The following is a 16,797-nucleotide window of genomic DNA, read 5'->3' on the forward strand; positions in this document are numbered from 1 at the left end:
CGCGAAGCACGACGCTGCCTCAAGCGCTACATCGCTCGCGACCTCTACCGACAACTCGAAAACCCCACCCCGACCACTTGACGAACCATAGGAGCGTCCTTCGGGCACGATGCCGGAAGGGTGGGTGCAACGGGTCACCGGGTCTCGAGACGGTCGCTGCGCGACCTCCTCGACCAACGGGCCGACGGTCGCTGCGCGATCAGCTCAGGTCGAGGCCCGGGTAGAGCGGGTGCTTCTCGAGCAGGTCGGCCGAGCTGGCGCGGACCTTGTCGGCCACACCCTCGCCCAGCACGTAGGTCGCCTTGGACGGTGCGCCGGCCTTGTTGGTGCCGGCTTCGGTGTTCTCCAGGACGTGGACGATGAGGTCCGCGACCGCGTCGAACTCGTCGAGACCGAAGCCGCGGCTGGTCAGCGCCGGGGTACCGATCCGGATGCCGGAGGTGTACCAGGCGCCGTTGGGGTCGGAGGGCACCGAGTTGCGGTTGGTGACGACACCGGCCTCGAGCAGCGCCGACTCGGCCTGGCGACCGGTGAGGCCGAACGAGCTGACGTCGAGCAGCACGATGTGGTTGTCCGTGCCATCGGTGACCAGCTTGGTGCCGCGGCGCATCAGGCCCTCCGCGAGACCCTGCGCGTTGTCGGCGACGGCCTGGGCGTAGGTGCGGAACTCCGGCGTGCGGGCCTCGGCGAACGCGACCGCCTTCGCAGCCATCACGTGCGACAGCGGGCCACCGAGCACCATCGGGCAGCCGCGGTCCACGCTGGGGGCGTACTCCTCGGTCGCGAGGATGAAGCCACCACGCGGGCCGCGCAGGGACTTGTGCGAGGTGCTCGTGACCACGTGGGCGTAGGGGATCGGGTCCTCCTCGCCGGTGAACACCTTGCCGGCGACCAGGCCGGCGAAGTGGGCCATGTCGACCATCAGCGTGGCACCGACCTCGTCGGCGATCTCGCGCATCTTGGCGAAGTTCACGCGGCGCGGGTAGGCGGAGTAGCCGGCGACCAGGATGAGCGGCTTGAACTCCTTGGCCTTGGCGCGCAGGGCGTCGTAGTCGATCAGGCCGGTCCCGGGGTCCGTTCCGTACTGCTGCTGGTGGAACATCTTGCCGCTGATGTTCGGGCGGAAGCCGTGGGTCAGGTGGCCGCCGGTGTCCAGGCTCATCCCGAGCAGACGCTGGTTGCCGAGCTCGTGGCGCAGCTTCTCCCAGTCCGCGTCGGAGAGGTCGTTCATGTTCTTGACGCCGATGTCCTTGAGCCAGGGGCCCTCGACGCGGTGGGCCAGGATCGCCCAGTACGCCGTGAGGTTGGCATCGATGCCGGAGTGCGGCTGAACGTAGGCGTACTCGGCGCCGAACAGCTCCTTGGCGTGCTCGACAGCAAGGGACTCGACCGTGTCGACGTTCTGGCAGCCTGCGTAGAACCGGTGGCCGACCGTGCCCTCGGCGTACTTGTCGCTGAACCAGGTGCCCATCGTGAGGAGCACGGCGGGCGAGGCGTAGTTCTCGCTCGCAATCAGCTTGAGCGAGGCCCGCTGGTCGGCGAGCTCCTGGCGCGTGGCGTCCGCGATGCGCGGCTCCACCGACGCGATGACCTCGAGCGCCTGGCGGTAGGCACTGCTGACGAGTTCGCCGTTGAGGGTGTTGTCGCTCATGGCGCACAGCGTAGTGGTGATGGCCGACAGGATCGGCACGGGCGCGTGCACCGGAGTGACTGGCGAGGTGACAGGCGACGCCTCGTGTGACCTGCGTCGCAGCAGAGGAGCGTTCACGCTCAGGACACCCTCCGTGCGTCCAGAATTCGAGACGCACGTCCACATCATGAGATCGACATTTGGTGGGAGGACGTCCGAAGGATGAGACTCGTTGACATGGTCACTGCTGCTACCCATGCGCACCTCGTGGTACGACGCCACGTGGACTTCGGGCGCACGCGCAGCATGTTGTGTTGGCCCCGCTGATCACGCCGACCTCCAACCCGACGAGCCGCGTGTCGATGATCCCTTGAGGATCGATCGAACGCCATCAGCGAAGGACCTCCTCTCCGCATGCCCGACCTGCGCTTCCAGTCCCAGCCCCCTCGCCACACCGAGGTGCCCCGCCCCCGCCGCGCGGAGGGCCAGTGGGCATTCGGCTACACCGAGCCGCTGAACAAGAACGAGCAGTCCAAGAAGGACGACGACCCGCTGAACGTGCGGGACCGCATCCTCTACACGTACTCCAAGCGTGGCTTCGACTCGATCGATCCCGCCGACCTGCGTGGGCGCTTCCGCTGGATGGGCCTCTACACCCAGCGCCGCCCCGGCATCGATGGTGGCCGCACCGGGTCCATGGAGGAGGAGGAGTTGGACGACCGCTTCTTCATGCTGCGGGTCCGTTCCGACGGCAAGCTCCTCTCCCCCGCCGCCGTGCGCACCCTGGGTCAGATCGGCGTCGACTACGCCCGGGACACCGCCGACGTCACCGACCGCCAGAACATCCAGTACCACTGGATCGAGATCGAGAACGTCCCCGCGATCTGGGAGCGCCTCGAGGCGGTCGGCCTGCACTCCCTCGAGGCCTGCGGCGACTCGCCGCGCCCGTTCCTGGGCTCGCCGGTCGCCGGCGTCGCCAAGGACGAGATCATCGACGGCACGCCTGCGCTGGAGGAGATCGAGCGCCGCTACATCGGCAACAAGGACTTCTCGAACTTCCCGCGCAAGTTCAAGACCGCGGTCACCGGCCACCCCAGCCACGACATCTCCCCCGAGACCAACGACGTCTCCTTCGTCGGCTCGATCCACCCCGAGCACGGCCCGGGCTTCGACGTCTGGGTCGGTGGTGGCTTGTCCACCAACCCGATGCTCGCCCAGAGCCTCGCGGTGTGGATCCCGCTCGACGAGGTTCCCGACGTGTGGGCCGGCGTCGCCGGCATCTTCCGTGACTACGGCTACCGCCGGTTGCGCTCGCGCGCCCGCCTGAAGTTCCTCGTCGCGGACTGGGGCGTGGAGAAGTTCCGCGAGGTCCTCGAGAACGAGTACCTCGGCAAGAAGCTCGTCTCCAACCCGACGCCGCCCGCGCCCGTGGGTCACCGCGACCACATCGGCGTGCACGAGCAGAAGGACGGCAAGTTCTACATCGGCGTCGCGCCGACTGCCGGCCGCGTCTCCGGCACCGACCTGGTCCGTCTCGCCGACCTGCTCGAGGAGTACGCCGTCACGGGGGCCCGCCTCACGCCGTACCAGAAGATCGTGCTGATCGGCGTGGACGCCGACAAGGTCGAGCCCCTGCTGGACCGGCTCGACGAGATCGGTCTCAGCGGCCGCCCGTCGAACTGGCGCCAGAACACGATGGCCTGCACCGGCATCGAGTTCTGCAAGCTCGCGATCGTGGACACCAAGGAGCGCGCCCGGCTGCTGATCGCCGAGCTCGAGAAGAGGTTCCCCGGTCTCGACGCGCCGATCACGATCAACGTCAACGGCTGCCCCAACGCCTGCGCGCGGACCCAGATCGCCGACTTCGGCCTCAAGGGCCAGCTCGTCGTCGACGAGAACGGCGACCAGGTCGAGGGCTTCCAGGTGCACCTCGGTGGTGCGACCGGCCTGCGCGCCAACTTCGGCCGCAAGCTGCGCGCCCACAAGGTCACCAGCAAGGGCCTGGACGACTACATCACCTCGGTCGTGAGCAACTACCTGACCGACCGGACCGCCGACGAGGCCTTCGACGCGTGGGTCCACCGCGCGGCCGAGGAACTGCTGCGCGGCGAGGTCACCCTGGAGCCGAAGGCGCTGGAGTCGGTCTGATGACGGAGTCGGCATCGTCACGGGCAGTGCCGTACCACTGCCCGTACTGCGGCGAGACCGACCTCTGGCCCCACGAGCCGACGGGTTGGGAATGCCGCGGCTGTCGGCGGGCTTTCAAGGTCGAGATGCTCGGCCTCACGCCCACCACCCGAATCACTGAAGAAGGAGGTGCCTCATGACCGCTCCGGCCACCGCCAGCGCGCGGAACTTCCGAGGCATCCACACCGAAGGCCGCTCCTCCGAGGAGCTGCGCGAACTGGTCTCGCACTGGGGAGCCGAGCTCGAGCTCGCCCCGGCGGAGGTCATCATCGAGTGGGCCGCCGCCACCTTCGGCGACCGGTTCTGCATCACCTCCTCGATGGGTGACGCCGTCCTCGCCCACCTCGCCGAGAAGGTCGTCCCGGGCGTCGACGTCGTGTTCCTGGACACCGGCTACCACTTCGTCGAGACCATCGGCACCCGCGACGCCGTCGCGGCCACGATGAACGTCAACCTGATCACGATCAGCCCTGTGCAGTCCGTCGCGGAGCAGGACGCCGAGTACGGCCCTGAGCTGTACAAGCGCGACCCCGACCTCTGCTGCGCACTGCGCAAGGTGAAGCCGCTGGCCGACTCGCTGGCGAACTACGACGCCTGGGCGACGGGACTGCGCCGCGCCGAGACGCACAACCGGGTGATCGCGCCCGTCATCGGCTGGGACGCCAAGAAGCAGAAGGTCAAGGTCTCCCCCATGGCCCGGTGGAGCGACGAGCAGATCGAGCGCTACATCGCCGAGAACGGCGTACTCGTCAACCCGCTCGTGTACGACGGCTACCCGTCCATCGGCTGCGCGCCGTGCACCCGCCGGGTCGCCCCCGGCGAGGACCCGCGCAGCGGCCGCTGGGCCGGCACCAACAAGACCGAATGCGGCATCCACTCATGACGACGACGTCATCGGTGGCAACCGACCGCATCGTCCCCGACGAGAGGGGTATCTCCTGATGGCTGCTCCCGCACTCATCGCCCTGGCCCACGGCAGCCGCGACCCGCGCTCCTCGGCCACGGTCACGGCACTGATCGACGCGACCAAGGCGCTGCGCCCCGACCTGCGCATCGAGAAGGCGTTCCTCGACCTGGCCAAGCCCGGCTTCCAGACGGTCGTGGACCGCCTCGTCCGCGCCGGGTTCGACGAGATCGTCGTCGTCCCGCTCCTGCTCACCGAGGCCTTCCACGCCAAGGTCGACGTGCCCGAGGCGATCGCCGAGGCGACCACACGTCACCCCGGCCTGAAGATCCGCACCACCGAGGTCCTCGGCCTCGAGCCGCGCTTCCTCGAGGTCCTCGACGAGCGTCTTCGTGAGGCCCTGCGCGGTGCGCGGGTCCGCGAGCTCGACGCGCTCGTGCTGGCGGCGGCCGGCTCGACCGACCCGCTCGCCAACCAGGCCGTCGCTCGCCTTGCGCGGCTCTGGGGCGCGCACCACCGCCTCCCGGTGACCGCTGCCTACGCCTCCGCCGCACCGCCCGCCACCGGTGAAGCCGTGCGGGCGTTCCGGGCCGAGGGCCGTCGCCACATCGCCGTCGCCTCGCTGTTCCTGGCCCCCGGCAACCTGGTCGACCGGGCCTCCGAGCTCGCCATCGAGGCCGGCGCCGTCGCCGTCGCCGAGCCGCTCGGTGCCCACCCGGAGATCGCGCGGACGATTCTCGCGCGGTATGCGGTCGGGGCCGTGGAGCTCGTCCCTGTCTGACGGCAGTTTCACCGCCTAAGCGGTGAAACTGCCCCTGGGCGCACGGAATTCCCTGTGCCCAGAGGCAGTTTCCTGTGCCCAGTCCGGCTCTAGAGCACCATCGTCTCGAGCAGTCGCTCCAGGGTGCGGGCCGGGTCCGAGGTGACGCCGCCGTGCACCGGACCGGGTTGCAGGACCGTGCTGCGCGGGGCCTTCAGGAAACCGAACCGGGTGCTCGCATCGTCGCGTTCGGCGCGCGATCCGTACGCCGTCGCCCGCATCCCGACGCCGAAGCCGGTGTGCGCCTCGCCGCTGCACACCCGCTCGACCGCGTCCAGCGCGGCCTGGACGGCATCGAGGTCGACGTCCGCGGAGAGCGCGCGGATCCGCGCAGTTGGCACCGCGGACCGGACCCCGAGGAAGTCCTGGTCCGGGCAGTGCAGCACGACGGCGACGTTGACGAACTCCTCACGCTCCACGCGCGGGACGCAGCGCAGTGTGACGTACTGGTACGGGCTCACGCCCCGGCCTCCGTCGGCGTCGCGGGGAGCCACGCTCGCCCACCGTCGCGGCGTGCCACGAGGAACGCCAGGTAACGGGCGCGCAGTTCGTCCGGGGTCTCGGCCTCCGGGGCCGGCTCGAGCCAGTCGTCACTGACGTCGGCCAGGACGGCCGACAGGGCGTCGTCGGTCAGCAGCGAGGCGAGCTTCTCGTCCTGGTCGCGCGCAGCAGCGGCGTACCTGCCGAGGATGTGCTCGGAGGCGTCGTACGGCTGACGCGCGAAGCGAGCAGGATCGCCGGGACCGCCCGGCCAGGAGTGGTGGAAGTAGAGCGACGCACCGTGGTCGATGGCCTGGAGGGTCCCCCGCCACACGAGCAGGTTGGGGTTGCGCCAGCTGCGGTCCACGTTGGCGGTGAAGGCGTCTAGCCAGAGCACCCTGCCCGCGAGGTCGCTGTCGGGCGACGTGCTGGGGTCGTAGCCGAAGGAGCCCGGGAGGAAGTCGATGCCCAGGTTGAGGCCGGCACTGGCGTTGAGGAGGTCCTGGACCTCCTCGTCCGCCTCGTAGCGGGCGATCTCGGGGTCGAGGTCCAGCACGACCTGGTCCGGAGTGGGGATGTCGAGCAACCGGGCGATGCCCGCGACGATCACCTCGGCCACGAGCACCCGCGGCCCCTGACCGGCGCGGCGGAACTTGCAGACGTAGGTGCCCAGGTCCTCCGCCTCGACGATGCCGGGCAGGCTGCCGCCCTCGCGCAAGGGCGTGACGTAGCGGGTGACCCGGACCTGAGGAAGCGAGGTCACAGGGGCATCTCGTTCTCGAGCCGGCTCTTCTGCTCCGCGACGTCGAAGTCGGCCGCCGGCCACTGGAGGTCCAGGGACCGCAGGGCATCGAGGAGCAGGGTGCCGATCGCGAGGTTGCGGTACCACTTCTTGTCGGCCGGGATCACGTGCCACCGGGCAGATTCGGCGTTGGTGCGCTCGATCGCGACGTCGTACGCCTCCTGGTACGCCGGCCACAGCTCACGCTCGTCCAGGTCCCCCGGGTTGAACTTCCAGTGCTTCGTCGGGTCGTCGAGGCGAGCGGCCAGACGGATCCTCTGCTCCTCGGCCGAGATGTGGAGCATGCACTTGATGATCGTGGTGCCCCGCGCGGCAAGCGCCGCTTCCCAGTCGTTGATCGCGCCGTAGCGGCGCTCGATCTCCTCGGCCGGCGCGAGGCCACGGACCCGCGCGATCAGGACGTCCTCGTAGTGCGACCGGTCGAACACACCGATCAGGCCCACCGACGGCAGGGCCTTCTCGATCCGCCAGAGGAAGTCGTGGCTCCGCTCCTCCTCCGTCGGCGCCTTGAACGAGGTGATCCGCACCCCCTGCGGGTCCATGAGACCGACTGTCGACCGCAGGGTGCCGCCCTTGCCTGAGGTGTCCATGCCCTGCAGCACCAGCAGGATCGACCTGTTGCCGCCCGCCTTGCCGTCCGCGAAGAGCCGCTCCTGGAGATCGGCGAGCTCGGTCTCGAGTGCGAGCAACGCCGCCTCGCCGTCAGCCTTCTTGCCCTCGAAGCCGGGCGCCGCATCGGTGTCGATCGAGGCGAGGTCCACCGGCCCGGGCGGGATCCGAAGTGAGGAAGTCAGGTCCGAGGTGGGGAACGCGGTCATGCCAGAACCCTAGATGAGTGAGTCCTTGGACTTGCTCACCTAGTGCGCCTGACCACCACGCCGGTCGACGATCGGAGGCGTCGAGGACCACGGGAAGTCGATCCACGCGTCGGTACGACGCCAGACGTACTCCGGGTTGATCACCGTCCACGGCTTCTCGTAGATCACCGCCGTACGAGCCTCCGCGACGTGGTCGACGAAGAAGTCGCGCACGACCTCCAGCGTCTTGCCGGTGTCGGCGACATCGTCGGCGATCAGGACCTTCATGCCGGTCAGGTCGATTGCGGCCGGCGTCGGCGGCAGCATCATCGGGACGTCGAGGCGCTGGTTGACGCCGGTGTAGAACTCCACGTTGACCGCGGAGAGGTTCTTGACGTCCAGCGCGTAGCCGAGCCCCATCGCCAGGCCGAGGCCTCCACGTGCGATCGCGAGCACGATGTCCGGCTCGAAACCGTCGTCGACCACCTGCTGGGCGAGATCACGCACCGCCGTGCCGAACAGCTCGTAGGTGAGGATTTCGCGCTGCGGCGCCGTGGGCTCAGTGGTCACCGGACCATTCTGCACCGGCCGCATCCGCGCCGAGCTCCTGGCGCACCACCGAGTAGGCCATCCCCGGGGAGTAACCCTTGCGGGCGAGCATGCCGACCAGTCGCCGAGTGGCGACCTGCTGGTCGAGCCCCCGCATGGTGCGCAGCTTCTTCTGGACCAGCTGGCGTGCGGCGGCATCCTCGTCACCGGGGTCGACCTCGGCCAGCACGGTCTTCGCCGTCTCGTCGGCGATGCCCTTGCGGCGCAGCTCCATGGCCAGCGCCGTCCGGGCCAGGCCGCGGGTGCGCTGGCGGCTCTCGATCCACGCCCGGGCGAAGGCCTCGTCGTCGACGAGTCCGACCTCCTCGAACCGGTCGAGCAGGCGCCCGGCCACGTCCTGCGGCACGTTGCGCTTCGCCAGGCGCTCCTCGAGCTCGTGGCGGCTGCGGGCCTTGATGCTCAGCTGGTCCAGCAGGATCTTGCGCGCCACCGACTCCGGGTCGGCGTCCTCACCCGGCACACCGGGCGGGGGTTCGGCGAAACGAGCCATCTCGGGCTTCCTCCTGTGTCGTGCCTTCAGTCGGTCGTGCCTTCAGTCGGTCGTGCCTTCAGCTGGTGCAGGTGGCTAGGTTCGTTCGGGCGCCTTCGGCGCCTCCCGGRCTGYCCCGWGCGGCTCGAAGCGGGGACCCCGCCGCCGGCCCCCTCACCTGCGCGACGGTCATCTCACGCGTTCGCCGACGGCACCCCGACATCGCCGCACGGGCCACCCGTCCGGCACCGAAGACACCCGAACGAATCAACCTCACGCGGGAGCTCCGGCGCCTCCCGGACTGCCCCGWGCGGCTCGAAGCGGGGACCYCGCCGCCGGCACCCCGACATCCCCGCACGGGCCACCCGTCCGGCACCTAAGACACCCGGACGGGTCGAACTCACGCGAGCGCGATGACTCAGAAGCTGTCGACCCCGATGGGCTCGTCGGAGAGCTCGGTGAAGTCGCCGTCGACGGTCGGGGTGACGCCGAGCTTCTCGAGGATCTTCTTCTCGAGCTCGTTGGCGAGGTCCGGGTTGTCCTTGAGGAAGGTGCGGGCGTTCTCCTTGCCCTGCCCGAGCTGGTCGCCCTCGTAGGTGTACCAGGCGCCAGCCTTGCGGACGAGGCCTGCCTCGACGCCGACGTCGATCAGGCCGCCCTCGCGGCTGATGCCCTTGCCGTACATGATGTCGAACTCGGCCTGCTTGAACGGCGGAGCGACCTTGTTCTTGACGACCTTGACCCGGGTCCGGTTGCCGACCATGTCGGTGCCGTCCTTGAGGGTCTCGATGCGACGCACGTCGAGGCGCACCGAGGAGTAGAACTTGAGCGCGCGGCCACCGGTGGTGGTCTCGGGTGAGCCGAACATGACGCCGATCTTCTCGCGCAGCTGGTTGATGAAGATGGCCGTCGTCTTGGACTGGTTGAGGGCACCGGTCATCTTGCGCAGTGCCTGGCTCATGAGTCGGGCCTGGAGGCCGACGTGGCTGTCACCCATCTCGCCCTCGATCTCGGCGCGCGGCACGAGGGCGGCCACGGAGTCGATGACGATCAGGTCGAGGGCGCCGGAGCGGATCAGCATGTCGGCGATCTCCAGGGCCTGCTCACCGGAGTCGGGCTGGGAGACGAGCAGGGCGTCGGTGTCCACGCCGAGTGCTGCGGCGTAGTCGGGGTCGAGGGCGTGCTCGGCGTCGATGAACGCGACGATGCCGCCGGCGGCCTGGGCGCTGGCCACCGCGTGCAGGGCGACCGTCGTCTTTCCGCTGGACTCCGGTCCGTAGATCTCCACCACGCGGCCGCGGGGCAGGCCGCCGATGCCGAGCGCGACATCCAGCGCGATGGCTCCGGTGGGGATGACGTCGAGCGGGGCACGCGTCTCGTCGCCGAGTCGCATCACCGAGCCCTTGCCGTACTGCTTCTCGATCGTGAGAAGTGCGGTCTCGAGTGCCTTGTTGCGGTCGTCTGCAGCCATCTGCCTTCAGTCCTTAGGTCGTGGTGGGCCAGGTACAGCGGCGACGTTACGACGAGGTCCCGACACAGCCTGGTCAGCTGTTTCGTGGTTGTGGACAAACCCGCCCGACGTCGTACCTGTGGACAGCTGGTGGTCACACCGAACCGTCGTGCGACACAACCTAGCCGAACACGTGTTCGAAGTGGCGCTACGTCGTACGGCGTGTCGTCGTGTCGCCGTCGCGGGCGCCCTCGGCTGCCGCACGAAGGGCTGCGCCGAGGACACCGGCGACCATGACGAGGCTGAGCAGGGCGAGTGCGGGGTAGTCGGCGACGCCCACCACGACGCCTGCCAGTCCCCCTGCGCCAGCGGCGGTCACGCCCATCACCAGGTCCGAGGTGCCCTGCACCTCGGTGCGCGCCGAGGGCGGGGCGTGCTCGGCGACCATGGTCGAGGCGGACACCATCGCCAGGGACCAGCCGAGGCCGAGCAGGAACAGTCCGGCGGTCACCTGCCAGGACATCCCGGTCGGCGCGGAGGCACACAGGAGCAGCGCCACCAGGAGCGTCACTCCCCCGGCGCCGAGGACCGGCGGTCGGCCGAAGCGGTCGGCGAGCAGTCCGACCAGGGGCGAGAAGGCGAACATCCCGAGCACGTGCACGCTGATCACGACGCCGATCACCTCGAGTCCGGACCCGCCGTGCTCCATGTGCAGGGGCGTCATCACCATCACCCCGACCATCGTGGCGTGGCTGAGGGCGAGTCCCGCGATGGCGTAGCCGATCACGGGTCGCTCCCGGATCGCGTCGACGGCGCGGGACCAGGAGGACCCGGTGACAGGCGGAGCCGTCGTCCCTGCGGCGCGTCCGGCAGCGTCCCCAGCGGCCTGGGCGAGCAGGAGCGGGTCGGGGCGCAGGAGCACGCCGACGACCAGCGCGGCCAGCGCCATGCCCACCGCCCCCAGGGCGAACGGACCCGTCAGCTCGGGGATGTCGACGGCGTCGGCGAAAGAGCTGGCGGGGCCGGTCAGGTTCGGGCCGGCGACAGCACCGATCGTCGTCGCCCAGACCACGATGGACAGTGAGCGTGCCCGGGTCTCGTCGGTGGCGAGGTCGGTGGCGGCGTACCGCGCGGCGCTGTTGGCCGACGACCCGGCGCCCAGCATCACCGCGCCGACCAGCAGGAGCGGCATCGATCCGACGACCCCCGCCACGACGGCGAGCGCTCCCCCGCCGGCACCGACGAGATAGCCCGTGACCAGGCCGCTCCGGCGCCCCCGGGCACCCATCAGCGGTGCGAGCAGGAAGGAGATGACCGCAGCACCGAGCACCTGGGCGGTCTGGGCAAGGCCCGACAACGTCTCGGAGCCGGAGAGGTCGCGCGCCAGCAGCGAGGCCGTGGCGACACCGATCGTGATGCCGACCGCGCCGACCGCCTGGGTGAGCGCCAGGACCCGCACGGTCCGGCGCTGGGCGGCGACGAGTGCCGGGTCCTGCAGCTCGGTCACCGCTCGGATGCCGGCAGGTCGAGCGTGGCCCAGACCGCGCGCCACACCTGCTTCGGGTCGAACCCGTCGGCCAGCGCCTCGATGACGGTGCGGTGACCGAGCTCGCCGATCACGACCTGGTCCGCCCACACGCGGGCATAGCTCTCCCCGAGGTGGTGGTCCATCCGCGTCCAGAACTCCGTGTGCCGCACCGATCCATCATCGCGGGTCGAGCCACCGCACGTCCCAGCGGTGGTGCACCAGGTCGTGGAGGTGGTAGCGACCGAGGGTCTCGACGGTGAAGATGCTGCCGTTGCTGCGCCGGCCCGGGCGCGCCCACTGCGCGTCGCCGACCCGGTCGTACCAGCTGGCTGCCAGCTCGGCCGTCGCCAGGAGATCGGGTACGACGTCCGCGGCGGCCTGCAGGTCGTAGCGCTCCGCCACAGCCGTCTCGTCCTGGTCCCAGTTCGCGAACTGCGGGTCGTCCTGGTCCAGCAGCTGCTCGATGCGCCCGGCGAACACACGGTTCACGTCGCGGACGTGGCAGGCGTACTCGGTGGGCGACCAGGTGGTCGCGGCCGGACGGTCACCGGCACGCGGGTCGGTCAGGACCTCGGCCCAGAAGGCCGCGTTGTCGCGGACGGTCGCGGCGATCGCCGTACGGTCGACGGAGGCCGCCCCGAAGCCGCAGTCCGGGCAGCGCTCGTCGAGCACCCAGGTCCAGTCCTTGGTGTCCGGCTCGCTCGGCGGTGCCTGCTCGGTCGTCATGGGTCGAGTCTGGCGGGCCGACCACGGCCGGACGAGCGATATCCGGTCAGCGGCCGTCGATGTGCCGCCAACCTGCGACGGTCCCCGCCGACAGCCGGACGACGGTCAGGATGCGATGTCGGCGGTGCCGAAGGCGACGTTGAACCGGTCGCACCAGATCACGACCGACTGCATGTCGGCGAGGTCGGCGCCCTCGGGGATCTCGTAGCTCTGGTTGCCCTGGTTGCCCTTGAGCGCACCGAGCTTGACCTTGGCGCCGTCGTCGTAGATGCCCCACGAGTCGAAGCACCCCTCGCAGTCACCGCCGCTGGGCTGGTCGGTGATCCAGACGTGCAGGTCGGGGCCGTTGGAGGTGTCGAGGTCGCCCAGGCGCAGGAAGCGCGACCCGTCGCTGCGACGGAAGATCGTGGCCCGTCCGGACGTGCCGTGCTCGGCATCGATGAACTCGGCCGAGGCCAGCTCGACGCGGGTCGTGGTGGACCCGCTCGCCTCGGGGACCGTGGTGTCGCTCAGCCCGGCGGAGGCCGTGCCGACGACCGCGCTGCCGTCGTCGGCCTCGTCGACCTGGTCGTCGATGAAGAGCAGCCACGGCTGGAACACGAGGGCACCGACGACGGCCACGACGAGCAGCACACCGCCGATCGTCAGCCAGATGGCGCGTCGACGGCTCATGGTCCGAGCCTACGACGTGGGCACGCCGGACTGCCACGTCTGCGTGACGAGGGGGACACCCGGCCGGTAGGCGAGGTGCACGTGGGTGGGGGCGTCGAGGAGCACGAGATCGGCGCGCGCTCCCGGCACCAGGACGCCGACGTCAGTGCGCTCGAGCGCGGCGGCGCCGCCCGCGGTGGCGGCCCAGAGCGCCTCGGCCGGGGTCATCCCCATCTCCCGGACGGCGAGCGCGATGCACAGCGGCAACGAGCTCGTGTAGCAGGAGCCCGGGTTGCAGTCGCTCGCGAGTGCGACCCGCACTCCCGCGTCGAGCAGCCGCCGTGCGGACGGGTAGGGCTGGCGGGTGCTGAACTCGACGCCCGGAAGCAGCGTCGCAACGGTGCCGGCGTCGCGCAGCGCGTGCACGTCGTCGTCGTCGAGGTGGGTGCAGTGGTCGACGGCGGTCAGGCCGAGCTCGGCAGCAAGCCTCGCCCCGGGTCCGGGCCCGAGCTGGTTGGCGTGCAGGCGTCCCTGCAGGCCGGCGGCCTCGCCGGCGCGGAGGATCGCGCGGGCCTGGTCCTCGTCGAAGGCGCCCTGCTCGCAGAAGACGTCGATCCAGCGGGAGTACGGCGCCGCGGCGGCCAGCATCGGACCGGTGACCAGTGCGACGTAGCCGGCGGGGTCGTCGGCGTACTCGGCCGGGACGACGTGCGCGCCGAGGAAGGTGGTCTCCTCGGTGACCTCGCGGGCGATCCGCAGCGAGCGCGACTCGTCGGCGACGGTGAGTCCGTAGCCCGACTTGATCTCGACGGTGGTCGTGCCCTGGCGACGCATCTGCGCGACGTGGCGGGCGACGCCCGCTGCGAGCTCGGCGTCGGTGGCGGCGCGGGTCGCGGCGACCGTCGTACGGATCCCGCCGGCGGCGTACGGCTCCCCGGCCATCCGGGCCTGGAACTCCAGAGCGCGGTCGCCCGCGAACACCAGGTGGCTGTGGCTGTCGACGAAGCCCGGGATCACGGCGGCACCGGCGGCGTCGACGACGTCGTCGGCCGGGGGTGCATCGGCAGCGGCCCCGACCCAGGCGATCCGCCCGTCGTCGATCACCAGAGCGGCGTCGGTGCGGACCCCGAGCAGGTCGTCGGCGGCGGGGTCGTTGGTGACGAGCTCACCGATGTGGGTGATCAGCGTGGTCCCGGCGCGCAGGCTCATGCCCACACCTTGCCGATCGCCGTGCCGAGCTCGCGACCGACGCGCCCGTGGTCGCCGTCGAACACCAGCCGGCCGTCGATCACCACCTGGGTGACGTCGGAGGCCGTCGCCGCGAACACGGCGGTGTGCTCGTCGGCGCCGGTCCCGGCGGTGCGCGGGCTCACGAGGTCGAGGGTGACGAGATCGGCGCGACAGCCGACGGCGATCTGGCCGGCGTCGGCCCAGTCGAGGCTGACGTGGCCGTTGAGCGTGCCGAGCTGGAGCAGCTGCGCCGCCGTCCAGCCACCTCGTGCTCGCGTGGCCAGCCGCTCGTTCAGCTCGAGCGCCCGCATCTCCTCGAACGGGTCGATGACCGCGTGGCTGTCCGAGCCCAGGGTCAGCTCGGTGCAGCTCGCTGCGCGCAGCCGGTCGGTCGGACCGATGCCGTCGCCGAGGTCCCGCTCGGTGGTGGGACAGATCGAGATGAACCCGCAGCGCTGGGCGAGCAACTCGATGTCCGCATCGGTCAGGTGCGTCGCGTGCACGACGCTCGTGGTGGCGCCGAGCAGACCGGCGTCGGCCAGGAGCCGGGTCGGCGTCACGCCGTGGCGCGCGAGGCACTCGTCGTTCTCCGCCACCTGCTCGGACAGGTGGACGTGCAGGGGGAGGTCGCCGTCGAGGACGGCCGCGGCCGCCAGCTGTTCGCGTGGCACGGCCCGGACCGAGTGGACGGCAGCGCCGACGCACACGCCCGGCTGGCCGGCCAGCTCGTCGGCCAGGTCCGCGCGGCGGATCAACCACTGCTCGGCGTCGCCGTCGCTGAAGCGCCGCTGCACACCCTCGACCGGCGCCCCGAAGCCGCTGGACAGGTACACCGTGTCGAGCAGGGTGATGCGGATGCCGACGTCGCGCGCCGCGGCAATGACGGCGTGACCCATCGCGTTGGCGTCGTCGTACGGGCGACCGTCGGACTGGTGGTGCAGGTAGTGGAACTCCCCCACCGACGTGTGGCCCGCGGCGACCATCTCGGCGTACGTCGCGCGGGCGAGGTCGTAGTAGTCGTCCGGAGTGAGACGACCGGCGACGTCGTACATCTGGTCGCGCCACGTCCAGAAGGTGCCGCCCTCGCGCTGCGCTCGTCCCCGAAGCGCGCGGTGGAAGGCGTGGCTGTGGGTGTTGGCGAGGCCGGGAAGGGTCAGTCCACGGACCGGGGTCGCGGGGCGCTGGGAGTCGGGCTCGACCTGCGTGAACCGGCCGTCCTCGATCTCGACCCGCACGGTGTCGCGGACTCGGCCCTCGATCCACGCGTGCTCGAGGAGGTACGACGTCACGTGACCAGTCCCGTCAACGCGTCGGCCAGCGCGTCGACGCCCGCCAGGCAGTCGAGCACCTCCGCGGACTCGAAGGGCGAGTGCGAGACGCCCGACGGGTTGCGGACGAAGAGCATCGCCGAGGCGATGCCCGCCTCCTGCAGGATCCCCGCGTCGTGTCCGGCCTGCGTCGGCAGCACGGGGACGTCGCCCAGCCTGCTGGAGAGCGCGTCGCGCAGGACGCCGTCGAAGGCGACCTCGCCGCTGACGGACTCGGCGGTGACCTCGACCCTGGTGGCGTCGCGGGACGCGCGATCGGCGGCCTGCTTGGCGATCGCCGCCACCATCGTCTCCAGCGCGACGTCGGACTCGGCACGCGCGTCGAGCCAGGCCGTCACCTGCGAGGGCACGGCGTTGGTCCCGTTGGGGTGCACCTCGATGCGGCCGAAGGTCGCGCGCTGCCCGGAGAGTCGCGCCTGCTTGTTGGCGGCCAGCGCGGTCATCGCGAAGGTCAGCATCGGATCGACGCGGTCCTCCATCCGGGTGGTGCCCGCGTGGTCCGCGCGTCCGGCGATGTCGTAGCGGTAGCGGCCGTGCGGCCAGATCGCGCTGCCCACCCCGACCGGAGCGTCGAGGTCGATGAGCGCACGCCCCTGTTCGACGTGGAGCTCGACGTAGGTGTCGACCCCGTCGAGCAGCGAGGACTCACCGCCCTCCAGCACGTCGCCGAGGCGTACGCCGTCCCGGTCGGTCAGCTCGCGGGCATCGGCCCACGACGTGGCACCGACCGCGAGCCGGGAACCGAGGCAGGCCCGCCCGAAGCGGGATCCCTCCTCCTCGACGAAGGCGGCGACACCGATCCGGCGGAGCGGTTCGACCCCGCGCTCGCGCATCAGGTCGACGGCCGCCAGGGAGGACACGACACCCAGCGGGCCGTCGTACGCACCACCGTCGAGGACGGAGTCGAGGTGGGAGCCGGTGAGGACGTGGCCCGCGCCAGGGGTCCCGAGGCTCGTCGCCGGCGCTCCGCGCACCTCGGCCGCCGGAGCCGGTCCCCACCAGGCGACGAGGTTGCCGAAGGCGTCCTCCTCGATCTCGAGGCCACGGGCGGTCGAGGCCTCACGGAACCACGCACGCAGCTCGAGCTCGGCCGACTCCCACGGCTGGCGGAAGTATCCGCCCGATGCCGTGGATCGCCCGATCGGCGCGAGATCGCGCCACATCTGCTCGAAGTCGGCGAGCACGC

Annotated in this window: 17 protein-coding genes; 3 read left to right on the top strand and 14 right to left on the bottom strand. The window is 70.7% G+C overall.

Annotated elements, in window-relative coordinates:
* Nucleotides 1–199 precede the first annotated feature (199 nt).
* Nucleotides 200–1,651, bottom strand: a complete 1,452-nt coding sequence (locus ASE01_RS20595; protein ID WP_056758137.1) for a glycine hydroxymethyltransferase — start codon at nucleotides 1,649–1,651, stop codon at nucleotides 200–202.
* Between the two features lie 393 nt (nucleotides 1,652–2,044).
* Between ASE01_RS20595 and ASE01_RS20600 the strand changes: the two genes are divergently transcribed.
* The 3 genes from ASE01_RS20600 (at nucleotide 2,045) to ASE01_RS20610 (ending at nucleotide 5,502) form a co-directional block, all read left to right on the top strand.
* Entirely contained in the window at nucleotides 2,045–3,778 is a 1,734-nt protein-coding gene (locus ASE01_RS20600; RefSeq protein WP_056757069.1) for a nitrite/sulfite reductase, read from the top strand.
* Between the two features lie 175 nt (nucleotides 3,779–3,953).
* Entirely contained in the window at nucleotides 3,954–4,700 is a 747-nt protein-coding gene (locus ASE01_RS20605) for a phosphoadenylyl-sulfate reductase (protein WP_082606271.1), read from the top strand.
* A gap of 58 nt (nucleotides 4,701–4,758) precedes the next feature.
* Nucleotides 4,759–5,502: a sirohydrochlorin chelatase gene (locus ASE01_RS20610; RefSeq protein WP_056757073.1), complete on the top strand. Its 744-nt coding sequence runs from the start codon at nucleotides 4,759–4,761 to the stop codon at nucleotides 5,500–5,502.
* Nucleotides 5,503–5,591: 89 nt separating this feature from the next.
* Here ASE01_RS20610 and ASE01_RS20615 read toward each other — a convergent pair whose 3' ends face one another.
* The 13 genes from ASE01_RS20615 to ASE01_RS20675 form a co-directional block, all read right to left on the bottom strand.
* The gene (locus ASE01_RS20615) at nucleotides 5,592–6,002 is read right to left on the bottom strand and encodes a DUF3037 domain-containing protein (RefSeq protein WP_056758144.1); all 411 of its coding nucleotides are present in this window, start codon (nucleotides 6,000–6,002) and stop codon (nucleotides 5,592–5,594) included.
* Nucleotides 5,999–6,784 carry a HipA family kinase gene (locus ASE01_RS20620; protein ID WP_056757077.1) on the bottom strand — a complete coding sequence of 262 codons (786 nt, stop codon included), beginning with the start codon at nucleotides 6,782–6,784 and terminating at the stop codon, nucleotides 5,999–6,001. Before ASE01_RS20620 ends, ASE01_RS20615 begins: the two co-directional genes overlap by 4 nt.
* On the bottom strand, nucleotides 6,781–7,641 hold the full coding sequence (locus tag ASE01_RS20625) for a polyphosphate kinase 2 family protein (protein ID WP_056757080.1): 861 nt from the start codon (nucleotides 7,639–7,641) through the stop codon (nucleotides 6,781–6,783). The genes ASE01_RS20620 and ASE01_RS20625 overlap by 4 nt, the downstream gene beginning before the upstream one ends.
* A 39-nt stretch (nucleotides 7,642–7,680) precedes the next feature.
* Entirely contained in the window at nucleotides 7,681–8,190 is a 510-nt protein-coding gene (locus ASE01_RS20630) for a phosphoribosyltransferase (protein WP_235536136.1), read from the bottom strand.
* On the bottom strand, nucleotides 8,180–8,719 hold the full coding sequence (locus tag ASE01_RS20635; RefSeq protein ID WP_056757088.1) for a regulatory protein RecX: 540 nt from the start codon (nucleotides 8,717–8,719) through the stop codon (nucleotides 8,180–8,182). The genes ASE01_RS20630 and ASE01_RS20635 overlap by 11 nt, the downstream gene beginning before the upstream one ends.
* Nucleotides 8,720–9,116: 397 nt before the next feature.
* Entirely contained in the window at nucleotides 9,117–10,169 is a 1,053-nt protein-coding gene (recA, locus tag ASE01_RS20640; RefSeq protein ID WP_056757091.1) for a recombinase RecA, read from the bottom strand.
* Between the two features lie 187 nt (nucleotides 10,170–10,356).
* The gene (locus ASE01_RS20645; RefSeq protein WP_157537651.1) at nucleotides 10,357–11,655 is read right to left on the bottom strand and encodes an MFS transporter; all 1,299 of its coding nucleotides are present in this window, start codon (nucleotides 11,653–11,655) and stop codon (nucleotides 10,357–10,359) included.
* The gene (locus ASE01_RS20650; RefSeq protein ID WP_056757095.1) at nucleotides 11,652–11,846 is read right to left on the bottom strand and encodes a DUF3046 domain-containing protein; all 195 of its coding nucleotides are present in this window, start codon (nucleotides 11,844–11,846) and stop codon (nucleotides 11,652–11,654) included. The genes ASE01_RS20645 and ASE01_RS20650 overlap by 4 nt, the downstream gene beginning before the upstream one ends.
* A gap of 7 nt (nucleotides 11,847–11,853) precedes the next feature.
* Complete coding sequence (locus ASE01_RS20655; protein ID WP_056757098.1) at nucleotides 11,854–12,402, bottom strand: DinB family protein; 549 nt, start codon at nucleotides 12,400–12,402, stop codon at nucleotides 11,854–11,856.
* 105 nt (nucleotides 12,403–12,507) lie between these two features.
* Entirely contained in the window at nucleotides 12,508–13,074 is a 567-nt protein-coding gene (locus tag ASE01_RS20660; protein WP_056757099.1) for a DM13 domain-containing protein, read from the bottom strand.
* A gap of 9 nt (nucleotides 13,075–13,083) precedes the next feature.
* A complete protein-coding gene (gene hutI / locus ASE01_RS20665) occupies nucleotides 13,084–14,262 on the bottom strand; it encodes an imidazolonepropionase (protein WP_056757102.1) in 1,179 nt (392 codons plus the stop codon).
* A complete protein-coding gene (locus ASE01_RS20670) occupies nucleotides 14,259–15,572 on the bottom strand; it encodes a formimidoylglutamate deiminase (RefSeq protein ID WP_056757106.1) in 1,314 nt (437 codons plus the stop codon). The genes hutI and ASE01_RS20670 overlap by 4 nt, the downstream gene beginning before the upstream one ends.
* Entirely contained in the window at nucleotides 15,569–16,795 is a 1,227-nt protein-coding gene (locus tag ASE01_RS20675; protein WP_235536137.1) for an allantoate amidohydrolase, read from the bottom strand. Before ASE01_RS20675 ends, ASE01_RS20670 begins: the two co-directional genes overlap by 4 nt.
* Nucleotides 16,796–16,797: the final 2 nt, after the last annotated feature.

It is taken from the genome of Nocardioides sp. Root190 (genome assembly GCF_001428565.1).
Taxonomy (GTDB): domain Bacteria; phylum Actinomycetota; class Actinomycetes; order Propionibacteriales; family Nocardioidaceae; genus Nocardioides.